The sequence below is a fragment of the Spirillospora sp. CA-108201 genome (assembly GCF_050936235.1).
Classification (GTDB): Bacteria; Actinomycetota; Actinomycetes; order Streptosporangiales; family Streptosporangiaceae; genus Spirillospora.
In genome coordinates, this window is record NZ_JBNJNE010000001.1 from 6,075,070 (window position 1) to 6,095,402 (window position 20,333).

The window sequence follows — 20,333 nt, forward strand, 5'->3', positions numbered from 1 at the left end:
AGCCCGGTGAACGCCGCTCCCGACGGTGGAGACGTTCCATCGCCAGAGTTTTCCACAGGTTGTGGAAAGGGAGGCATCCGTGGATTTCAACGAGCACACTGCAACGCGGGCCGTCCAGGACAGTTTTCGCGACACTCCCGACCCGCGACTCCGTGAGCTGCTGGACGCGCTCACCCGCCACCTCCACGCATTCGTCGGTGAGGTGCGGCCGTCGATCCGCGAATGGGAGCAGGCGGTCGAGTTCCTCACCGCGGTAGGCCAGACCTGCACCGACACGCGCCAGGAGTTCGTCCTGCTGTCGGACGTCCTGGGCGTCTCCATGCTGGTGGAGACGCTGAACGAGGAGGGAGACGGCACGGAGAGCACCGTTCTGGGCCCGTTCCACATGGTCGAGTCGCCCCCGCGCGCGCTTGGCGACAGCATCGACCTGGTCGGCGAGGCACAACCGTGCCTGGTGGCTGGCCGTGTCCTGAGCGGCGATGGAACGCCCCTGCCTGACGCCGAGGTGGACGTCTGGCAGTGCAACGAGAAGGGGTTCTACGACGTCCAGCAACCCGGGGTCCAACCGTCCGGCAACGGGCGCGGTCTTTTCCACACCGACTCCGAAGGGCGGTTCCGGTTCCGGACCGTCCTGCCCAGCCATTACCCGATCCCCACGGACGGCCCGGTCGGACGGTTTCTGGGGGCCGTCAGACGGCACCCCTACCGGCCGGCGCACATCCATTTCATCGTCCGGGCGGACGGCCACACCCCGCTGACCACTCATGTCTTCGTGGCCGGCAGTCCCTACCTGGACTCTGACGCGGTCTTCGCTGTCAAACAAAGCCTCATCGTCGATTTCGCCGAGTCGGACGACGGAGCGACGGCCGCCCGGAACGGCGTCCGAGCTCCGTTCCGGCACGCCGAGTTCGACCTGGTCCTGAGCAGAGAGTCCGGGTGACCCGCCCCGAGGACGTTCCGCCGCGGCGTGCCACGGATCAGCCCTCATGATCGCCACTCCTGCCCGGCATTGTGGCGGGGTTCGACGTGTGCGGCCCCTTCATCGGCATCGCCGGCCGCTCACTTATCCACAACCTGTGGAGAACGGCCCCCATTATCTGGATAACCGGCTCCGGGCCGCGCCGGCGAAGACGCGATCTCAACACCGTCAAGGCCGAGAAGAAGCGAAGAACCCGCAGGCCGCCGCCGTGCCCCCACACCTGGGCAAGCGCAACGAGCAGACGCCTTCCGTCCTCCACGGCCTTGTCCCGCAAGACGGGTGGGCGTCCATGCCGCCCCGCGTATCGCCCATTGCCAAGCCTGCATGACCGGCCTGTCAACCTTCCAGCGAAACCGTTACCCCGCGTCCCCTTCCCCTCCCGCCGGCCGCCGACTCTCTCCTGCCCCCGCCCATGAGCCGCCGGTTTTCGCCAATCAGAACCCACAATTCCTCCCAAATCGGGCCAAGAGGCCATCGCCCACGGTTTGCAGCGGACTGCTCATTGGGGATTTTCAGGGCATCCCGACAGATCATGCGGGTGGTCGGCACGCCGGGAACCGCCGCACACAGCGACCACGAACCTCCTGCGCCCGGCAGCGGGAGGCATAACGGGGGAGACATGAGCGACCTGATCGCCGTCGCCTACGACGACCTGCCGCACGCCGAGCAGGCGCGCGAGAAGCTCGTCCGGCTCCACAAGGAGCACATCATCGAACTGGCCGACATCGTCATCGTCGAGCACAGGAAGAACGGCAAGATCAAGATCCATCAGGCGCGCAACCTCGTCGCGGGCGGCGCGCTCGGCGGCGCCGCGTGGGGCGGGCTCATCGGACTGATCTTCTTGATGCCGCTGCTGGGCATGGCCATCGGCGGAGCCACCGGCGCCGCCATGGGCTCCGCGACCGACACCGGCATCGACGACGACTTCATGCGCAACCTCGGCGACCACCTGCCGCCCGGCGCCGCGGCCGTGTTCGTCCTGGTCGACAAGCGCAATCCCGAGAAGGCCGTCCCGGAGATGGCGCCGCTGGGCGGCAGGCTCATCCAGACGTCGCTGTCCCCCGAGCAGGAGGAGCACCTGCGCGAGGCCGTGAAGGCCGCTCGCGCACCCCAGCCCGCCTGAGGACCCTGCTCCTGGCAGCGACCTGCCCGCTCGTCCCAGAAGGCCAAGGCACGCCGACGACCCAGAGGCCGGTTTCGAGTCCCTCGAAACCGGCCTCTGCCCTGCGGAACCAGATCGACACCGCCCATCCGGACGTGGCGTTCAAGGTCACCGCGCAGAGCGGCGAGCATCTGCGACCCGCAGATCATCCAGAGCCGCGGCGTCACCCACCTGATCTATCGACTCTCCAACCGCGCCTGAGCGGCGTTAGCCTCGTCGCGTGAGTGATGACGTCCAGCAGGTTCAGCCGCTCGACTCCGCGACAGCCGAGGAATGGGTGCGCAGGACGGGAGAGCCGGACCTGCGCGCCGTCTCGGCCTCCAAGCTCCGGGCAGGGCCGGTGTGGAGCGTGAGCGCTTGGGTCATGGAGTTCGTCCGTACCGACCCACTCGAATCCGAATTGCGCCGCCGCATCGAGGAGGCGCTGAGCGCCGTCAGCGGCGTCACCGGTGTCGAGGAGGAAGACCGGGAGGTATGGACGGTGACCGGCACTCCGACAGGTAGGGCATTGGTCGAGGCCGTCGCCCAAGTGGTGGACGACCTGGCCGACGAGACCCGCGAAGCCCTCCAGCCGCGGCCGCGCGGCTAGAGGATCAAGGCGTGAAGCCGGCTTCGCGTCTGGCGGCAGCGATCGGCTCTCCTGCGCGGACCTCGGCGGAGGGTCAGATGGGCATCCGGATCAACGGCATCGTCGTCGACGCCAATGACCTCGATCTTCTGGCCGAGTTCTGGAGTCGGCTGCTCGGTCTGGCGATCACCCGGCGCGAGGACGACTGGATCAGCCTTGGTCCGCACTTCGCCTTGCAGAGGGTTCCGGAAGCCAAGAGTGTGAAGAACCGCGTCCACCTCGACTTGGTGGCTGACGACTTCCCCCAGGCTGTCGCGCTTGCCGTCGAGCTTGGAGCGAGCCCTGTGGACCGGATGCAAGAGGACCTTTGGCAGGTCTGGCGGGATCCGGAAGGCAACGAGTTCTGTATCTGCGTGTCCTGACGGCCGAGCCGGCCACGTTCGGGACTCCGCAAAGCCGAGCTGCCGCTGTCACCGTCACTGCCGTCATCCACAGCCGTGCATATGCCTGTGGATCGGCGTAGCCGCAAAAGACGAACGGACCTGTCCGGAGGGTGCCCCCGCGCGAATGGCGCCTACCCCGTGACAGACGGCTCTGTATTCGTTGGTTTCATCGCCGGCACCAGGTCCCGGCACTGGCCACATCGCTGACCGTCGCGCCAGGGGCGGCCAGCCATCCACCTACGGGGTCTCGGCGAGAACGTCGAGGCCCCTGACCTATGTCGCTGCCGGCTCCGACTGGCCCGGCCCGAACCACCGTCAACCCGACGAGCGGCGTGAGCGCGCCAACGGCGCGTTCCTTGACTACTGGCTTGAACACGTCGTGCGTCCGGCCAAGCGGTGGAACACCTACAAGAAGTACGAGCAGACGGTTCGGCTCTACCTCGAGCCCGATCTCGGCAAGGCGTCCCTCGACCGGATCCGGGTCGCCAAGGTACAGGCGTTCTTCAACGCGCAAATCAGGGCGGGTCACTCCGTGGCCAAGGTCCACGTGATGCGCATGACCCCGGGGTGCCGCGCTGACTCGGGCCATGCGCGAAGAGCTGATCTCGGTGAACGCCGCTCACCTCGCGACGCTGCCGCCGGCCCCCAAACCGCAAGGTCAAGCCATGGACCGCTGATGAGGCTCGGGCCTTCCTGGCTGCGGCAAGGAAGGAACCGCTGTACCCAGGGTTCGCGCTGATGATGACCTACGGGCTTCGGCGTGGTGAGGTTCTCGGCCCGGCCTGGGAAGACCTCGACATGGATGAGCGGGTGATACGCGTGCACTGGCAGTTGCAGCGCATCGACGGCGAGCTTTCCCGGACGCCGGTCAAGACGGACGCCGGGCGGCGGCACCTGCCCATGCTCCCGCCCGGCTGGGAAGGCATGATCGAACTGGCCGAACGGCAGATGTACTCAAAGCGCGCGGCTGGTGAGAACTGGACGGAAACGGGCCTCGTCTTCACGACCCGTTCCGGGCGACCGATCGAGCCTCGGAACCTGACGCGCGTCTTCGAACGGATCTGCACGAACGCTGGGCTTCGCCGTATCCGGCTTCACGACCTGCGGCACACGACGGCGTCACTCCTCAAGAGGATGGGCGTCCCCCCGAGTGACGCGAAAGAGATCCTCGGCCACGCCCGCATCGCGGTGACGCTGGAGATCTTCACCCACGGAGACCACGAGGATCACCGGTCGGGGCTCGGCAGAGTGGCCGGGGAACTGGTCGGCAACTCGGAAAGCTAGGGCCGTTGCCGTCACGGCTGCCGTCAAAAAACCCCCGCCGATACCCGGCGGGGGTCTTTGAACTGGTGGGCCTAGGTGGACTTGAACCACCGGCCTCATCCTTATCAGGGATGCGCTCTAACCGACTGAGCTATAGGCCCGGAGTGTGCCGCCGCCCTGGCGGCGCAACGAGAGGTTACCCCATCTGAGCGGGCAACCGGAAATCGATTGCCGGGCGGCGGCGGCAGGGTTACTCGGCCTCCTTGAGGGTGACCTCCACGCCGCCCACGAGGTCGGCGGCGAGGTTGTAGATCACGGAGCCGACCGTGGAGAGGGCGGTGATGAGCAGGACGTTCAGAGCGCCGACGAGGACGGTGTAGCCGAAGACGCGGATGAAGGAGAACCAGCTTCCGGCGTCGACGCTTCCGGTGGTCTCGCCCTGTTCCTTGGTGAGGCTGTTGACCGTGTCGCTGATCGCGTCGAAGACGCCGAGCCCGGACAGGATCACGTACAGGACGACGACGGCGACCAGCAGGACGACGAAGCAGACCAGCGACATGACGAAGCTGAACTTCATCACCGACCAGGGTTCGAGCCTGGCGAGCTGGAGCTGGGCCTTGCGGGCGGGCTTGCCGGGGGTGTTCTTGGACGAGGAGTTGGCCGGGGCCATGGCGGTGGAGGGGCGGTCCTTCAGAACGGTGCTGGCGAAGCCGCGGCCCCCGCCCGCGCCGGACGAATTGCCGGACGGCCCGCCACTCGAATTGAACGCGTTGCCGGGCTTGTCCGTACGTCCTGTGGAGACCGAACCGGACGGCTCGGCGGGTTTGGCCCAGCCCGCCGAGCCGGGGCCGCCCGTGAGCCCTGAGGGGCCTGCGGGGCCGGACGTGGAACCGGCCGGAGGCGCGGGGGCGGCGGGCTTGGGCTGTTCGGCGGTGTCCTTGACCGGGGCGATCTCCGGCGTGCCGTCGACCTGGGTGAGATCGAACCGCGTCTCGTCGGCGCCCTTGCCGGCGGGGTCGGTCGCACCCGTGTCGATGTCGACGACCGTCTCGTCGCGGCCGGACTTGGCGGAAGCGGCGGCCACCGTCTTGCCCGGCTTCCCCTTGGGCTTGGCGGGGCCGGACTTGGCGCCGGGTTTCCGGTCGCCGCCCTTGCCGGCGCCGGCGGCCCCGTCGTTGTCCTGCCCGGGCTCGGTGCTCACGTGTCCTCCTGGCCTAGCGGCTCGGTGACGATGCAGGATACGTCACTCACCGTCGTCCCCTTCGGCGTCGTCGGAGTCCTCCATGGACTCTACGTTCCTCGCGATGGCCACCACGCTGTCCCCGTCGGCGAGATTCATCAGGCGGACGCCCATGGTCTGCCTGCCGGACTGCTTGATCTCGGCTGCGGTGGTTCGGATCACGCCGCCGTTCGACGTCATCGCGAACACCTCGTCGTCCAGGCCGACCATCAGGGCCCCTACCAACATCCCGCGAGATTCCACGATCTTAGCGGTGAGAACGCCCTTACCCCCACGTCCCTGGAGCGGGTACTGGTCCACCGGGGTGCGCTTGGCGTAGCCGCCCCGGGTGGCCACCAGGACGTCCTGCGCGGTGTCCTGCACGACGAGCATGTTGAGGACCTCCTGGTCCTCCTCGAAACGCATGCCGATGACGCCGGACGTGGCGCGTCCCATCGGGCGCAGCGACTCGTCGTCGGCGCGGAACCGGATCGCCTGCGCGCCGGTGGAGACCATCAGCAGGTCGTCGTCGGACGACACGAGCCGCGCCGCGATCACCTCGTCGTCGTCGACGAGGTTGATGGCGATGATGCCGCCGGTGCGGGGCGAGTCGAAGTCGCGCAGCGCGGTCTTCTTGACGCGGCCCTTCTTCGTGCCGAGCACGAGATAGGGGGCGACCTCGTAGTCACGCAGGTCCATGACCTGGGCGATGTGCTCGTCGGGCTGGAAGGCGAGCAGGTTCGCGACGTGCTGGCCGCGCGAGTCGCGTCCGGAGTCGGGCAGCTCGTAGGCCTTGGCGCGGTAGACGCGGCCCTTGTTGGTGAAGAACAGGATCCAGTGGTGCGTCGTGGTGACGAAGAACTGGTCGACGATGTCGTCCTGCTTCAGCTGCGCGCCGCGGACGCCCTTGCCGCCGCGCCGCTGCGCGCGGTAGTGGTCGGTGCGGGTGCGCTTGGCGTAGCCGCCGCGGGTGATGGTGACGACAACGTCCTCTTCGGCGATGAGGTCCTCGTACGACACGTCCCCGTCAAACGGGATGATCTGCGTGCGCCGCTCGTCGCCGAACTTCTCGACGATCGGGGCGAGCTCGTCGCCGACGATCCGGCGCTGCCGCTCGGGCGAGGCGAGGATCTCGTTGTAGTCGGCGATCTCCGCCATGAGCTTGTCGTACTCGTCGATGATCTGCTGGCGCTCCAGGGCGGCCAGCTTGCGCAGCTGCATGTCGAGGATGGCCTGCGCCTGGATCTCGTCGATCTCCAGCAGGTTCATCAGGCCCTGCTGCGCCTCCGAGGCGGACGGCGAGCGCCGGATCAGGGCGATGACCTCGTCGATGCGGTCGAGGGCCTTGAGCAGGGCGCGCAGGATGTGGGCGCGCTCCTCGGCCTTGCGGAGCAGGAACCGGGTGCGGCGGACGACGACGTCGATCTGGTGCGCGACCCAGTGCCGGACGAACTGGTCGATGCGCAGGGTGCGCGGCACACCGTCCACCAGCGCGAGCATGTTCGCGCCGAACGTCTCCTGCAGCTGCGTGTGCTTGTACAGGTTGTTCAGGACGACCTTGGCGACGGCGTCCCGCTTGAGGACGATGACCAGGCGCTGCCCGGTCCGGCCGGACGTCTCGTCGCGGACGTCGGCGATGCCGTCGAGCTTGCCCTCCTTCACACCGTCGGCGATCTTGAGGGCGAGGTTGTCCGGGTTGACCTGGTAGGGGAGCTCGGTGACGACGAGGCAGGTGCGGCCCTGGATCTCCTCGACCTCCACGACGGCCCGCATGGTGATGGAGCCGCGGCCGGTCCGGTAGGCGTCCTCGATGCCCTTGCGGCCGACGATGAGGCCGGCGGTCGGGAAGTCGGGGCCCTTGACCCGCTCGATCAGCGCTTCGAGCAGGTCCTCGTCGGACGCGCCGTAGTTGTCCAGGTACCACCGGACGCCGTCGGCGACCTCGCGCAGGTTGTGCGGCGGGATGTTCGTCGCCATCCCCACCGCGATGCCGGCGGACCCGTTGACCAGAAGGTTCGGGTACCGGGACGGCAGGACGTCGGGCTCCTGCGAGCGGCCGTCGTAGTTGGGGGAGAAGTCGACGGTCTCCTTGTCGATGTCGCGCAGGAGCTCCATCGCCAGGGGCGCCATGCGGCACTCGGTGTACCGCATGGCCGCGGCGGGGTCGTTGCCGCGCGAGCCGAAGTTGCCGTTCCCGTCGACCAGCGGGTACCGCATCGACCACGGCTGGGCTAGCCGGACGAGCGCGTCGTAGATGGCCGAGTCGCCGTGGGGGTGGTAGTTCCCCATGACGTCGCCGACGACGCGGGCGCACTTGAAGTAGCCGCGGTCGGGCCGGTAGCCGCCGTCGTACATCGCGTACAGGACGCGGCGGTGAACGGGTTTGAGGCCGTCGCGCACCTCGGGCAGCGCGCGCGCGACGATGACCGACATCGCGTAGTCGAGATAGCTCTTCTGCATCTCGACCTGGATGTCGACCGGTTCGATCCGTTCGCCCGGGTGCCCGCCCTCTGTGGTCACGTCCGTCACTCTCAAGACCTCTTCTGCTCGGTGGGAAGGAAGTACGTCCGCCTCTGGGAGTCAGGCCGGGGAGCCGGCCCTGGCGCGTACCTCAGATGTCGAGGAAGCGCACGTCCTTGGCGTTGCGCTGGATGAACTCCCGGCGGGGCTCGACCTCCTCGCCCATGAGCACGCTGAACAGCTCGTCCGCCTGGGCGGCGTCGTCCAGCTGGACCTGCAGCAGGACCCGGTTGTCGGGGTCCATGGTGGTGTCCCACAGCTCGTTGGCGTTCATCTCGCCGAGGCCCTTGAAGCGCTGCACCAGGTCGCGGGGACGGGGGTCGCGCTTGCCCGCGGCGATCCCGGCCTCGATGATCGCGTCCCGCTCGGAGTCGGAGAAGGCGTAGTCGGCCTCGTTGCCCCGCGCGTCCCACTTGATCTTGTAGAGCGGCGGCTGCGACAGGTACACGTGGCCGGCCTCGATCAGCGGCTTCATGAACCGGAACAGCAGCGTCATCAGCAGGGTGTTGATGTGGTGGCCGTCCACGTCGGCGTCCGACATCAGGATGATCTTGTGATAGCGCAGCTTGGAGATGTCGAACTCGTCGTGCACCCCGGTGCCGAGGGCGGTGATGATCGCCTGCACCTCGTTGTTCTTCAGGATCTTGTCGATCCTGGCCTTCTCCACGTTGAGGATCTTGCCGCGGATCGGGAGGATCGCCTGGAAGTGCGGGTTGCGGCCGCCCTTGGCCGAGCCGCCCGCCGAGTCGCCCTCCACGATGTAGAGCTCGGACTTCGCCGGGTCGGTGGACTGGCAGTCCGACAGCTTGCCGGGCAGGGACGTCGACTCCAGCAGGCTCTTGCGCCGGGTCAGGTCGCGCGCCTGCCGCGCCGCGACACGCGCGCGCGCCGCCTGCGACGCCTTACTGATGATCTCCTTGGCCTCGCCCGGGTTCTCCTCGAACCAGTCGCGCAGGTAGACGTTGCAGGCCCGCTGCACGAACGACTTGGCCTCGGTGTTGCCGAGCTTGGTCTTGGTCTGCCCCTCGAACTGGGGGTCCGCCAGCTTGATCGAGATGATCGCGGTGAGGCCCTCGCGGACGTCCTCGCCGGTCAGGTTGTCGTCCTTGTCGCGCAGCAGGCCCTTGTCGCGGGCGTACCGGTTGACGATCGTGGTGAGCGCCGCCCGGAAGCCCTCCTCGTGGGTGCCGCCCTCCGCCGTGTTGATGGTGTTGGCGAAGGTGTGGACCGACTCGGAGTAGGACGAGTTCCACTGCATGGCGATCTCGACCGACATGCCGGTGGTGTCGTCGTTGAAGTAGACGACGGACTCGTGCGCGGCGTCCTTGCGCGCGTTGATGTAGCGGACGAAGTCCTCGATGCCGCCCTCGTAGTGGTACCGGACCACGTGCGGCTCGCCGTTGACGTGGTCGGGGCGCTCGTCCTGCAGCGTGATGGACAGTCCGCGGTTGAGGAACGCCATCTCCTGCATGCGGCGGGAGAGGGTCTCGAAGTTCCACTCAAGGGTCTCGAAGATGGTGGAGTCGGGCCAGAACGTGATGCGGGTCCCGGTCTCGTCGGTCTCCTCGCCCTTCTGGAGCTCGATCTCGGGCCCCTGCCAGGTGTAGGACTGGCGCCACACGTGGCCGTCGGTGCGGACCTCCGCCTCCATCCGGGTGGACAGCGCGTTCACCACGGCCGAGCCCACACCGTGCAGGCCGCCCGAGACGGCGTAGGACTTGCCGTCGAACTTGCCGCCCGCGTGCAACGTGGTCAGCACCAGCTCGATGGCCGGGCGCTTCTCCACGGGGTGCATGCCGACGGGGATCCCGCGGCCGTTGTCGAGGACGCTGACGCCTCCGTCGGCCATGAGCGTGACCACGATGTCGTCGGCGTAGCCGGCCAAGGCCTCGTCGACCGCGTTGTCCACGATCTCGTAGACGAGGTGGTGCAGGCCGCGCTCACCGGTCGAGCCGATGTACATGCCCGGGCGCTTGCGAACCGCCTCAAGCCCTTCAAGGACAGTGATCGAACTAGCGTCGTACGCCAAAGGAGATCCTCCTGCCGGGGATGTCTGCCGCTCCGCGCCCGAGGGAGGCGCGGTGTGCCCCGTAACACACATGGGGGCGCCCGGTCGGTGCTCTGGTCGTGCTGGTCAGAGCCCCGGGCACCCAATGGCGGCGCAGCATCCTGAACCCGCATTCATTCTACCGGGTGACGAGGCGAAAAGTGGCACTCGCGAGCGCTGTGTGCGCGTGTGGCGGCCGAACGGGCCCGGAGACACATCCCCCCATTGGGTCAGGGGGGTTATTTGGCCTACGTGGCGCTCGCCGCTGAACTGGTCGACCCATCACCGAACAGATGTTCCCACCCGCCACCGACACATCGGCGCGGCCGGCGGCCCCGGCTCATCGGGCGCGCCACGCACCGGTCCGGCGCGGCCCCGACGCGGGCCCCACGACCTTCACGCGGCGGACGGTGCCGTGGCCGAGCTCCTCGTTCAGGCGCCGCACGAGCGTGGACGACAGCAGGCGGAGCTGCGTGGCCCACGTCGTCGAGTCGGCGGCGACGGTGAGCTCCCCGTCCTCGAAGTGGTCGGGCCGGGTGTGCTCGGCCAGCTCCGCGCCGACGATGCCGGCCCAGTTGCCGAACACGCCGCCGACGGCGGCGCGCTGCTCCCACCCGCGCGACGCCATCAGGTCGCGGATCGCCGCCCCGAACAGCTTGGGGTCGCCGCCCCGCCCGGGATCCCGCACGCGCCCGCCCCGCCCGGCGCCCCTGCGCTTGCCGCCCTGGCCGGGCATCGTGCCGCGCTTGAGCGCGTCCGCCTTCGCCTGGGCGAGCGCCTCGCGGGCCAGCTCGATCCCCGACTTGGCGGGAGGATCCCCGCCTTCGGAGGACTTGTGCACATCCTGTGGATCGCTCACCCGCCCGCTCCCTCGGAGTCACGAACGACCTGGCCGTCCGAGACGGTATACGAGCCCCCCGTCAGTTCGGCGGGGACGTCGGCGGGGACGGCCGCCGTGATCAGGACCTGCTCGGCCGGCGCCACCATCTCGGCCAGCCGGCTGCGCCGCCCGGTGTCCAGCTCGGCGAACACGTCGTCCAGGATGAGGACGGGGTCGTCGCCGTCCGCGCGGAGCAGGTCGAACGCGCCCAGCCGCAGCCCGAGCGCGAACGACCACGACTCGCCGTGGCTGGCGTAGCCGCGCGCCGGAAGCTCCCCGAGGCGCAGGACGAGTTCGTCCCTGTGCGGGCCGACGAGGCTCACGCCGCGCTCCAGTTCCTGCTTGCGCGACTCGGCGACCGCCTTCAGGATCTGCTCGGCCAGTTGTCCACGGTCTGTGGACAACTCCGCGTCTCCCAGGGAGCTCCTGTAGATCAGGTCGGCCGCGCCGCTGTGCGGGGCCAGCGCCGCGTAGGCCCGCACCACGAGCGGCCGCAGCGCCTCGACGAGGTCGAGCCGTGCCGCCAGCAGCTCCGATCCCATGCGCGCCAGATGCGAGTCCCACACGTCCAAGGTGGCGAGCACCTCCGGGCCGGGGGAGCGCCTGTGCGCGGCCGCCGATTTCAACAGGGCGTTGCGCTGCTTGAGGACGCGGTCATAGTCGGAGCGCACGCCGGCGAACCTCGGCGCCCGGGCGGTCAGCAGCTCGTCCATGAACCGGCGCCGCTCCCCCGGGTCGCCCTTCACGAGCGCGAGGTCCTCCGGGGCGAACAGCACCGTCCGCAGCATCCCCAGGATCTCCCGCGGCCTGGGGACGGGGGACCGGTTGAGCCGCGCCCGGTTCGCCTTGCCCGGGTTGATCTCAAGCTCGATGAGCGCCTTGCGGTCGTCCTTCACCACCCCGGCCCGGACGATCGCCCGCGGCGCCCCGTGCCGGACGAGCGGCGCGTCCGTCGCGGCCCTGTGACTGCCGTGCGAGGCGACGTAGCCGATGGCCTCGACCAGGTTCGTCTTGCCCTGCCCGTTCGGCCCCACGAACGCGGTGACTCCCGGCTCCAGCGCGACCTCGGCGGTCGGATACGAGCGGAAGTCCTGCAGCGAGAGGTGGGCGACGTGCACAACACACGAGCGTAGAGCCTCCCCCACCCCTCACCAGACACCTCGCCCGCACCAGCGGGCCAACACACCCCGCCCAGGGGGGGCCGACCCCACTCCCAGCCTGGAACATGCCGCTGAGAGCCGGGGCCGGAACCCACAACTGTGGATAACTGGGGGGTCAGACCGAGGGAGGGCTGACGTCGGCCCCGGGGGAGTCGGCGCCCTTGGCGGACTCCACGGCGTGGCCGCCGAACTGGTTGCGGAGGGCGGCGACGACGCGCATCGTGGGGGAGTCGTCCTGCCGGGAGGCGAAGCGGGCGAACAGGGACGCCGTGATGGCGGGCAGCGGGACGGAGTGGTCGACGGCCGCCTGGACGGTCCAGCGGCCCTCGCCGGAGTCGTTGGCGTAGCCGCGCAGATCGTCCAGCTCGGGGTCGTTCGCGAGCGCGCGGTTCAGCAGGTCGAGCAGCCAGGAGCGGATGACGGTGCCCTCCTGCCAGCTCAGGAACGTCTCCGGCACCTTGGTGACGATGTCGCTGGCCTCGATCAGCTCGTAGCCCTCGCCGAAGGCCTGCATCATCGCGTACTCGATGCCGTTGTGGACCATCTTCACGAAGTGGCCCGCGCCGACCTTGCCGGAGTGGACGAAGCCGTACTCGCCCTCCGGCTTGAGCGTCTCGAAGATCGGCATCAGCCGCTTCACGTCGTCGTCACCGCCGCCGACCATGAGCGCGTAGCCGTTCTCCAGGCCCCACACACCGCCGCTGACACCGCAGTCGACGAACCCGATGCCCTTGGCCGCCAGCTCCTCGCCGTGCTTCTGGTCATCCACATAGTGTGAATTGCCGCCGTCCACGACGAGGTCGCCCTCCTCCAGGACCTCCCCCAGCCTGTGGATGGTCTCCGCCGTCGGCTTGCCGGCGGGGACCATCACCCAGACGGCGCGCGGCGGGGACAACCGCTCGACCAGCTCCTCGACCGAGCCGACGTCGCTGACCTCCGGGTCGCGGTCGTAGCCGACGACGGTGTGGCCGCCGCGGCGCAGCCGCTCGGCCATGTTGCCGCCCATCTTGCCCAGGCCGATGATGCCCAGCTCCATGAAACGCTCACTCTCCCCTGTGCGTGCCGCCTGTGCGTGCCTGGTCCGCCTCGCCTGCGGGGACGCGGCTTCCCCGCGGACATCGTCACGGTGCCATGCCCCCGAGCATGGCACTTATCCGGACAGACGAACCGGCATGATCAGATAACGGTAGTTCGGGTTCTCCCCGTCCTGCGGCCGCTTTCCGGTGAGGACGGCCGGCTTGGTCGGAGTGGTGAAGGACAGCCGTGCCACGTCCGAGCCGATCGCGGAGAGCCCGTCGAGCAGGAACCCCGGGTTGAACGCGATGTCGATGTCCTCGCCCTCCAGGGACGCCTCCAGGGCCTCCACGGCCTGAGCCTCGTCGCCCGTCCCGGCTTCCAGGACGACCTCGCCCTGGCTGAACGAGAGCCGGACGGGGGTGTTGCGCTCCGCCACCAGGGAGACGCGCTTGACGGCCTCGATGAAGGAGGCGGTCTGGACCTCGGCGAGGCCCGCGTACTCGCTCGGCAGCAGCGAGCGGTACTTGACGAAGTCGCCGTCCAGCAGCCGGGACGTGGTGCGGCGGCCGCCGCCCTCGAAACCGATCATGCCTTCGCCGGTGCCGCCCGTCCCGCCGAGCGCGATCGACACCTCCGCGCCGGCCGTCAGCGACTTGGCGGTGTCGGCCAGCGTGCGGGCCGGAACGAGCGCGACGGCGGAGAAGTCCGGGCGCTCCGGCTTCCAGTGCATCTCGCGGACGGCGAGGCGGTAGCGGTCCGTGGACGCCAGCGTGACGGTCTCACCCTCGATCTCCACACGCACACCGGTCAGCATGGGGATCGTGTCGTCCTTGCCCGCGGCGATCGCGACCTGGGAGACGGCGGCGGCGAACTCGTCGCTGCCGACCGAACCGGCGGCGGGCGGCATCTCCGGCAGCGTCGGGTAGTCCTCCACAGGCATGGTGAGGAGTGTGAACTTCGCACTGCCGCAGCGGAGCATCACCTTCGCGCCGTCCGTCGTCACCTCCACAGGGTGGGGAGGAAGGCTGCGGGAGATCTCGGCGAGGAGCCGCCCGGAGACCAGCGCCGTCCCGGCCTCCTCCACGTCGATGTCGGTCGACACCTGTGCGGAGACCTCGTAGTCGAACGCGGACAGCTTCAGCCGGTCGCCGTTGCCCTCGCCCCCGGCGACGATGTGCATGCCCGCGAGGACCGGCACCGGGGGGCGGACGGGGAGCGTGCGCGCGGTCCAGGCGACGGCGTCGGCCAGGGCGTCTCTGTCGATGCGGAACTTCAAAGGGACCCGCCTCCTGCAGGTGTCGGACAAGGGTGAGCTGATCTCGTCCGGGCCGGGGCGCTCGGTGCGCGTTGTCCCCAGGCCCTGACTTGAGATGGATCTTTTCTTGGATAGAGAAGTAGAGCAGTACTAGTAATAGGGGCGGTGGATAGTGTGGACAGAGGCCGTTTTCGCAGGTGAGAGCGCGTTTCTCTGTCCACCGGTGCTGTGCATGGGCCGTGGACGGCGCGGCGGCGCCTGGGGACGGCGAAATCATCCCCACACGTCATCCTCATGTCATCCCCCGGTTTTCCACGAGTTCTCCACGGGTATACAGCCCGTTCGCCTTCGCTGGGGACGACGGGACCGGTGATCTCCGGGTCCGTCCCCAGGCCGTCCCCAGGCCGTCCACCGGTTTTCCCCAGAAGGCGGGGCGGCGGTGCACACCCGGTCCACACCCGTCCACTGTTCATCCTCAGCTTCTCCAACGGTTGCCCACAGGGTTATCCGCGAAAATCCCCAGAGTTTTCCACAAGTTGTGCGCAGCGCTGCCGATTCTCGGGGGACGCGCGCCTTTTGTCGGTTCTTTGCCTTGAACAGGGTGTGGACGGCGCGGGCGAGGCCCGTCCACAGGCGTGACGCAGGTCTGTCCACAGTGTGTACGAACAGGGGGATCAGCGCTTGCGTGCCTGGTGCTTGATGCGCCCCGTCAGCTCCGTGACCTGGTTGTATATGGCGCGGCGCTCGGCCATCAGCGACCGGATCTTGCGTTCGGCGTGCATGACCGTGGTGTGGTCGCGCCCGCCGAACTGCTGACCGATCTTCGGAAGGGACAACTCGGTCAGCTCCCGGCACAGGTACATCGCGATCTGCCGGGCGGTGACGAGCATCCGCGAGCGGGACGGGCCGCACAGGTCGTCGATCGTGGTCCCGAAGTACTCGACCGTCTGCGCCATGATCATCGCGGCGGTGATCTCGGGGCCGGAGTCGTTGGGGATGAGGTCCTTCAGGACGATCTCGGCGAGCTTCATGTCGACCGACTGCCGGTTCAGGCTCGCGAACGCCGTGACCCGGATCAGCGCGCCCTCCAGCTCGCGGATGTTCGTCGCGATCTGCGAGGCGATGAACTCCAGCACGTCGGGCGGCGCGGCGAGGCCCTCCTGCCGGGCCTTCTTCTGCAGGATCGCGATCCGCGTCTCCAGCTCGGGCGGCTGGACGTCGGTCGTCAGGCCCCACTCGAACCGGTTGCGCAGCCGGTCCTCCAGCGTGACCAGCTCCTTGGGCGGGCGGTCGCTGGAGATCACGATCTGCTTGCTGGCGTTGTGGAGCGTGTTGAACGTGTGGAAGAACTCCTCCTGCGTCTGCTCCTTGCCCTCAAGGAACTGGATGTCGTCGACGAGGAGGATGTCCACATCCCGGTAGCGGCGGCGGAACCCGTCCGCCTTGCCGTCGCGGATCGAGTTGATGAAGTCGTTCGTGAACTCCTCGGAGCTCACGTAGCGGACGCGCGCCCCGTTGAAGAGGCTCTGCGCGTAGTGGCCGATGGCGTGCAGCAGGTGGGTTTTCCCCAGGCCCGAGTCGCCGTAGACGAACAGCGGGTTGTACGCCTTGGCCGGCTGTTCGGCCACCGCGACGGCAGCGGCGTGCGCGAACCTGTTCGACGAGCCGATGACGAACGTCTCGAAGGTGTACTTCGGGTTCAGTCGCGCATGCTCGGACGCACCAGACTGCTGTGCCGGGGCGGGCGCGCGTGGGTCGGACGCAGGGCCGCGGGGATCGGCCCCAGGACCCCTGGAGTCCGAACTCTCCTCGTCCCGGAAGACGCTTTCACCCCTGTAGGACTGCTCACCGCTTGAATAAGGCTGTTCGGCCCCCGGGTAGGGCTGCTCACCGTTCTGGAACTTGTCGTCCGCGTGCCCGAGCGGGGGCTCGTTCCCAGCTCGCTGCTGCTCGCGGCCTTGGGCCTCTGGGCGGCCGCCGGAGCGCAGCGGGCCGAGCGTGCGGTCGTTGAGGTGAGAGTGCGGCGGGCGCCCTGGAGGTTCGCCGCCGTAGCCTTCCTGCCCCCCGTAGCTCGGGTAGCCGCGGCCCTCGTAGGGCGCCGGGCCACGCCCGCCCGGGCCCGCGCCGTACGCCGGCGGACGCGGAGCAGGCGGGTACGATCCACGATCGTCGTCCTGAGCCTGTGGATAACCTCCGGGCGAACCGGGGTTGTGGGTAACTCCCGACTGCGGCCGGTATCCCTGGTCTGTGTACGGCTGTTCCGGATAGGGGCGGTCGGGACGTTCCGCATAGGACGACTGGTCTCCGTACGGCTGCTCCCCGTAGGGCTGCTCCCCGTAGGGCTGCTCCCCGTAGGGCTGCTCCGTATAGGAACGGTCTCGATCCCGGTCGCGCTCGTCGTGCGTCCGCTCCCCGTAGGGCTCCCCATAAGAAGGAGTGGGCTCGTGCATACCGAGCCCTACGCCCGGCCCCGGAATCGGCGCGGAAAGGGGCTCGCCCGCGCTCGGGCGCGCACCGCCTGGCGGCTCGGGCTGGACGGTCACCGCGACGCGGATCTCCCTGCCCAGCTCATGGGAAAGGGCCTGCGTAATGAGGTTGCGCAGGCGTGTTTCCAGGGCGTCCTTCGCGAACTCGTTGGGCGCGGCGAGCAGTGCCGTCCCCTCCACGAGCGCCAGCGGGCGGACCATGGGAAGCCATGCGCGGTAACTCGGCGACAGATCGCTCTCGGACAGCGCGGTGAGGGTGCGGGCCCAGACCGATCCGAGATCCTGACCGTCCATGCGCAAGGTCCCCTCCCCACAACTCCGCCGAACGGAGTACCTGACTGCCCGGCTCTCCCGCGGGATGTCACACGCCTCACAGGACACTGCTGCGACGCGGAAGACTTACTCTCTCACGAGTTGTCCACAGAGTTGTCCACATGCTGTGCATAGGCATGGAGGACCCTGTGTAAAACCCGCGAGGCGGGTGCAGGGATACGCGGTCGACAAGGGGCCGACCTTCATGGAGGCCGGTACGGGATGGTTCTCGAACGGGGGCTTGAGGGCTGAACGCCGACATCGGATTCGACGAAGGAAGTGTCGGCTCGCCACGTCGACCTTAACCCCTGCCGGACGCAGCCGCAACACGGTCACCAACGATCCCGCCCGCCTGCCGGAGCCTCCCGGGCCCACGCGGCGGCCGCCTCCGTTTGACCGGCCCCCTGAATACCCCGTAACGTTCTGAGGTCGAGTCGCATCGACGGAGATTGCGCGTGCCCGCCGGCAGCCCCTCAGGTCAGCTCGGGTGGGCCCCCGCTGCGGGGGACCGGACGCGGCCCTCGGTGCGAGCCTTCGAGCTTCAAGTCCTCAGACGAACCGACCGCAGCACTGGAGCCTCAAGTGAGCAAGCGTACCTTCCAGCCGAACAACCGTCGCCGCCACAAGAAGCACGGCTTCCGGCTGCGCATGCGCACGCGCGCTGGCCGCGCGATCCTGTCGAGCCGGCGCGGCAAGGGCCGCGCCCGCGTCGCGGTCTGAGCCACCCCCCAAGTGCTGCCGTCCGGAAACCGGATGCGGCGGCGGGACGACTTCTCGTTGGCCGTCCGGCGCGGTCGCCGCGCCGGACGGCCTAACGTCGTCGTGCACCTGCTGCGCGCGGAGGAGGACCGGCCAGAGGCGGCGCAGCCCCTGGTCGGGTTCATCGTGGCGCGCACCGTCGGCAACGCCGTGGTCCGCAACACGACCCGGCGCCGGCTCCGCCACCTGGTGCACCCGCACCTCGACCGCCTCCCAGCGGGTAGCCTGCTCGTAGTGCGCGCCAACCCCCGCGCGGGGGTGGCGCGCCCAGACGAACTGGCCGCGGATCTGGAGTCGGCGCTCGACCGGCTGCTGCGGCCCGCGTCCAAGGGGCGGAGATGAGAAGTTCGCAGGGGACCGTGTTCCCCGCGCAGCACAGGACGGGCCGGCCTGGTCCCGTCGCGGCCGTGCTGATCCTTCTCGTCCGCGCCTACCGCCGCTTCTTGAGTCCCCTGCTCGGACAGCAGTGCCGCTTCCACCCCAGCTGCAGCGCGTACGGCCTGGAGGCCCTCCAGGTGCACGGGGCGCCGCGCGGCACGTGGCTGATCATCCGCCGTATCGCGCGGTGCCAGCCCTTCCACCCCGGCGGTCACGACCCGGTACCGCCGAAGAAGACGCCGGGACAGCGCGCGGCGGCTTCCTCGAACTCCGGCCGCGAGGAGAGCGGTCCCGCCCCAGCAGAGCCCAAGGAGCTGCCCGGTGCTTGATTGGTTGTACGAGATCGTCTCTCAGCTCATCGTGTGGATCCACGCGGGGCTCAGTACGGTCGTTCCCAAGGACAGCGGATGGGCGTGGGGTGGATCGATCATCCTCCTCACCGTCCTCCTGCGGCTGCTCCTCGTCCCCCTGTTCGTGAAGCAGATCCACGCTTCGCGCAAGATGCAGGAGCTGAACCCGAAGGTTCAGGCGCTGCGCAAGAAGTACAAGAACGACAAGCAGCGCCTCAACCAGGAGGTCATGAAGCTCTACCAGGAGAACGGCGCCAACCCGCTGTCGGGCTGCCTGCCGCTCCTGGTGCAGATGCCCATCTTCATCGGGCTGTTCCAGACGCTGAAGCGGATCTCGGACGCCAAGCCGGGGCAGAGCGTCTTCGCCGTCTCGTCCGACCTGGTGTCGAGCGCGCAGAACGCGAACATCTTCGGCGCCCACATCCCGGACACGTTCCTGAACGCCTGGGGCACCGACCCCAAGAGCTGGACGGCGATCATCATCACCGGCATCGCCGTGGTGATCAGCTCCGTCACGACGTTCTTCACCGTCCGGGCCAGCATGAAGCGGCAGCCCGTCGCGGACGAGGCCAACCCGATGATGCAGGCCCAGAAGATGATGGTCTTCCTGGCGCCGCTGTTCGGCCTCTTCGGCCTCGGCTTCCCGCTGGGCGTCCTCATGTACTGGGTGACGTCCAACAGCTGGACCCTGGCGCAGCAGCACTACATCTACAAGCGGTACCCACCGCCCGGCACGGACGGCGCCGCGGCGACCGCCGGGGCCAAGACGGGAACCAAGACCGCCGGCTCGAAACCCTCCGACTCCAAGACGGGTGCGTCCAAGAACGGCCAGGCGCCCTCGTCCGGCATCAAGGCCAGACTGAAGAAGGAGCCGGAGCCGGCCCCCGAGCCCGAGGACAAGCCGAAGGTCGTGCGCAACCAGCCGACCCGCAAGTCGCGCAGCAAGCGCAGCGGTACCCAGAAGCGCTAGTTTGGACCCCGAGCACGTGCCGGAGAAGGAGACCCCGTTGAGCCAGACCGACACCACCGAGGTCGACGTCCAGGCGCTCGAACAGGAAGGCGAGATCGCCGCCGACTACATCGAGGGCCTGCTGGACATCGGTGACTACGACGGCGACATCGACATGGACGTCGAGGGCGAGCGCGCCATGGTCGCCGTCGTCGGAGGTTCCCTGGACGAGCTGGTCGGCAAGCGCGGCGAGGTGCTGGAGGCGCTCCAGGAGCTCACCCGGCTCGCCGTCCACCGCCAGACCGGCAACCGCACCCGCCTCATGCTGGACATCGGCGGGTACCGCGAGCGCCGCCGCGCCGAGCTGACCAAGCTCGGGACGGACGTGGCGAACGAGGTCAAGCAGTCCGGTGAGCCGAAGCCCCTCGCCCCGATGACCCCGTTCGAGCGCAAGATCGTCCACGACGCCGTCGCCGCCGCGGGCCTCCGCAGCGAGTCCGAGGGCGAGGAGCCCGACCGCTACGTGGTCGTCTCCTCCGCCTGACCCTGACGGCTTCACACGGCCCCGACCGGATCCCCGGTCGGG

The 20,333-nt window shown here is 68.8% G+C and carries 18 protein-coding genes, 1 tRNA gene and 1 pseudogene; 11 read left to right on the top strand and 9 right to left on the bottom strand.

All coding sequences use genetic code 11. The annotated features are described in order from the left end of the window. Positions 1–79 precede the first annotated feature (79 nt). The 6 genes and pseudogenes from ACQEU6_RS29245 (at position 80) to ACQEU6_RS29270 (ending at position 4,436) form a co-directional block, all read left to right on the top strand. Positions 80–940 (top strand): dioxygenase family protein, encoded by an 861-nt coding sequence (locus tag ACQEU6_RS29245; RefSeq protein WP_499336267.1) that lies wholly within the window; start codon positions 80–82, stop codon positions 938–940. 658 nt (positions 941–1,598) lie between these two features. Continuing rightward, positions 1,599–2,102 carry a DUF1269 domain-containing protein gene (locus ACQEU6_RS29250; protein ID WP_499336268.1) on the top strand — a complete coding sequence of 168 codons (504 nt, stop codon included), beginning with the start codon at positions 1,599–1,601 and terminating at the stop codon, positions 2,100–2,102. 259 nt (positions 2,103–2,361) lie between these two features. After that, positions 2,362–2,730 (top strand): hypothetical protein, encoded by a 369-nt coding sequence (locus ACQEU6_RS29255; protein WP_499336269.1) that lies wholly within the window; start codon positions 2,362–2,364, stop codon positions 2,728–2,730. An 11-nt stretch (positions 2,731–2,741) separates the two neighbouring features. After that, a complete protein-coding gene (locus ACQEU6_RS29260; RefSeq protein ID WP_499336270.1) occupies positions 2,742–3,131 on the top strand; it encodes a VOC family protein in 390 nt (129 codons plus the stop codon). A 181-nt stretch (positions 3,132–3,312) separates the two neighbouring features. Continuing rightward, positions 3,313–3,648 (top strand): annotated as a pseudogene (locus ACQEU6_RS29265) (tyrosine-type recombinase/integrase); the annotation flags it as partial. A gap of 221 nt (positions 3,649–3,869) precedes the next feature. Further along, the gene (locus ACQEU6_RS29270) at positions 3,870–4,436 is read left to right on the top strand and encodes a site-specific integrase (protein ID WP_499340374.1); all 567 of its coding nucleotides are present in this window, start codon (positions 3,870–3,872) and stop codon (positions 4,434–4,436) included. A gap of 63 nt (positions 4,437–4,499) precedes the next feature. On the opposite strand, the gene ACQEU6_RS29275 is transcribed toward ACQEU6_RS29270, so the two are convergent. From ACQEU6_RS29275 to dnaA, 9 genes are all read right to left on the bottom strand, one after another. Further along, positions 4,500–4,576: transfer RNA gene (locus ACQEU6_RS29275), tRNA-Ile, on the bottom strand. An 89-nt stretch (positions 4,577–4,665) separates the two neighbouring features. Continuing rightward, positions 4,666–5,616 carry a DUF3566 domain-containing protein gene (locus ACQEU6_RS29280; protein WP_499336271.1) on the bottom strand — a complete coding sequence of 317 codons (951 nt, stop codon included), beginning with the start codon at positions 5,614–5,616 and terminating at the stop codon, positions 4,666–4,668. A 42-nt stretch (positions 5,617–5,658) separates the two neighbouring features. After that, positions 5,659–8,163: a DNA gyrase subunit A gene (gene gyrA, locus ACQEU6_RS29285; protein ID WP_499336272.1), complete on the bottom strand. Its 2,505-nt coding sequence runs from the start codon at positions 8,161–8,163 to the stop codon at positions 5,659–5,661. Between the two features lie 82 nt (positions 8,164–8,245). Continuing rightward, positions 8,246–10,183, bottom strand: coding sequence for a DNA topoisomerase (ATP-hydrolyzing) subunit B (gene gyrB / locus ACQEU6_RS29290; RefSeq protein ID WP_499336273.1), 1,938 nt, complete (start codon positions 10,181–10,183; stop codon positions 8,246–8,248). Between the two features lie 358 nt (positions 10,184–10,541). Then, the gene (locus ACQEU6_RS29295; RefSeq protein ID WP_499336274.1) at positions 10,542–11,060 is read right to left on the bottom strand and encodes a DciA family protein; all 519 of its coding nucleotides are present in this window, start codon (positions 11,058–11,060) and stop codon (positions 10,542–10,544) included. Next, positions 11,057–12,199, bottom strand: a complete 1,143-nt coding sequence (recF, locus tag ACQEU6_RS29300; RefSeq protein ID WP_499336275.1) for a DNA replication/repair protein RecF — start codon at positions 12,197–12,199, stop codon at positions 11,057–11,059. The genes ACQEU6_RS29295 and recF overlap by 4 nt, the downstream gene beginning before the upstream one ends. A 157-nt stretch (positions 12,200–12,356) precedes the next feature. Further along, a complete protein-coding gene (gene gnd / locus ACQEU6_RS29305) occupies positions 12,357–13,391 on the bottom strand; it encodes a phosphogluconate dehydrogenase (NAD(+)-dependent, decarboxylating) (protein ID WP_499336276.1) in 1,035 nt (344 codons plus the stop codon). Beyond that, on the bottom strand, positions 13,392–14,534 hold the full coding sequence (dnaN, locus tag ACQEU6_RS29310) for a DNA polymerase III subunit beta (RefSeq protein ID WP_499336277.1): 1,143 nt from the start codon (positions 14,532–14,534) through the stop codon (positions 13,392–13,394). It abuts the gene before it with no gap. Between the two features lie 653 nt (positions 14,535–15,187). After that, positions 15,188–17,293: a chromosomal replication initiator protein DnaA gene (gene dnaA / locus ACQEU6_RS29315; RefSeq protein WP_499336278.1), complete on the bottom strand. Its 2,106-nt coding sequence runs from the start codon at positions 17,291–17,293 to the stop codon at positions 15,188–15,190. A gap of 600 nt (positions 17,294–17,893) precedes the next feature. Between dnaA and rpmH the strand changes: the two genes are divergently transcribed. The 5 genes from rpmH to ACQEU6_RS29340 are packed head-to-tail and all read left to right on the top strand — an operon-like array spanning position 17,894 to position 20,291. After that, entirely contained in the window at positions 17,894–18,031 is a 138-nt protein-coding gene (gene rpmH / locus ACQEU6_RS29320; RefSeq protein WP_151542862.1) for a 50S ribosomal protein L34, read from the top strand. Positions 18,032–18,043: 12 nt separating this feature from the next. After that, positions 18,044–18,412, top strand: a complete 369-nt coding sequence (rnpA, locus tag ACQEU6_RS29325) for a ribonuclease P protein component (protein WP_499336279.1) — start codon at positions 18,044–18,046, stop codon at positions 18,410–18,412. Further along, positions 18,409–18,777 (top strand): membrane protein insertion efficiency factor YidD, encoded by a 369-nt coding sequence (gene yidD, locus ACQEU6_RS29330; RefSeq protein ID WP_499336280.1) that lies wholly within the window; start codon positions 18,409–18,411, stop codon positions 18,775–18,777. Before rnpA ends, yidD begins: the two co-directional genes overlap by 4 nt. Next, entirely contained in the window at positions 18,770–19,768 is a 999-nt protein-coding gene (gene yidC, locus ACQEU6_RS29335) for a membrane protein insertase YidC (protein ID WP_499336281.1), read from the top strand. Before yidD ends, yidC begins: the two co-directional genes overlap by 8 nt. 37 nt (positions 19,769–19,805) lie before the next feature. Beyond that, a complete protein-coding gene (locus ACQEU6_RS29340; protein WP_499336282.1) occupies positions 19,806–20,291 on the top strand; it encodes a Jag family protein in 486 nt (161 codons plus the stop codon). The last annotated feature ends 42 nt before the right edge of the window (positions 20,292–20,333 follow it).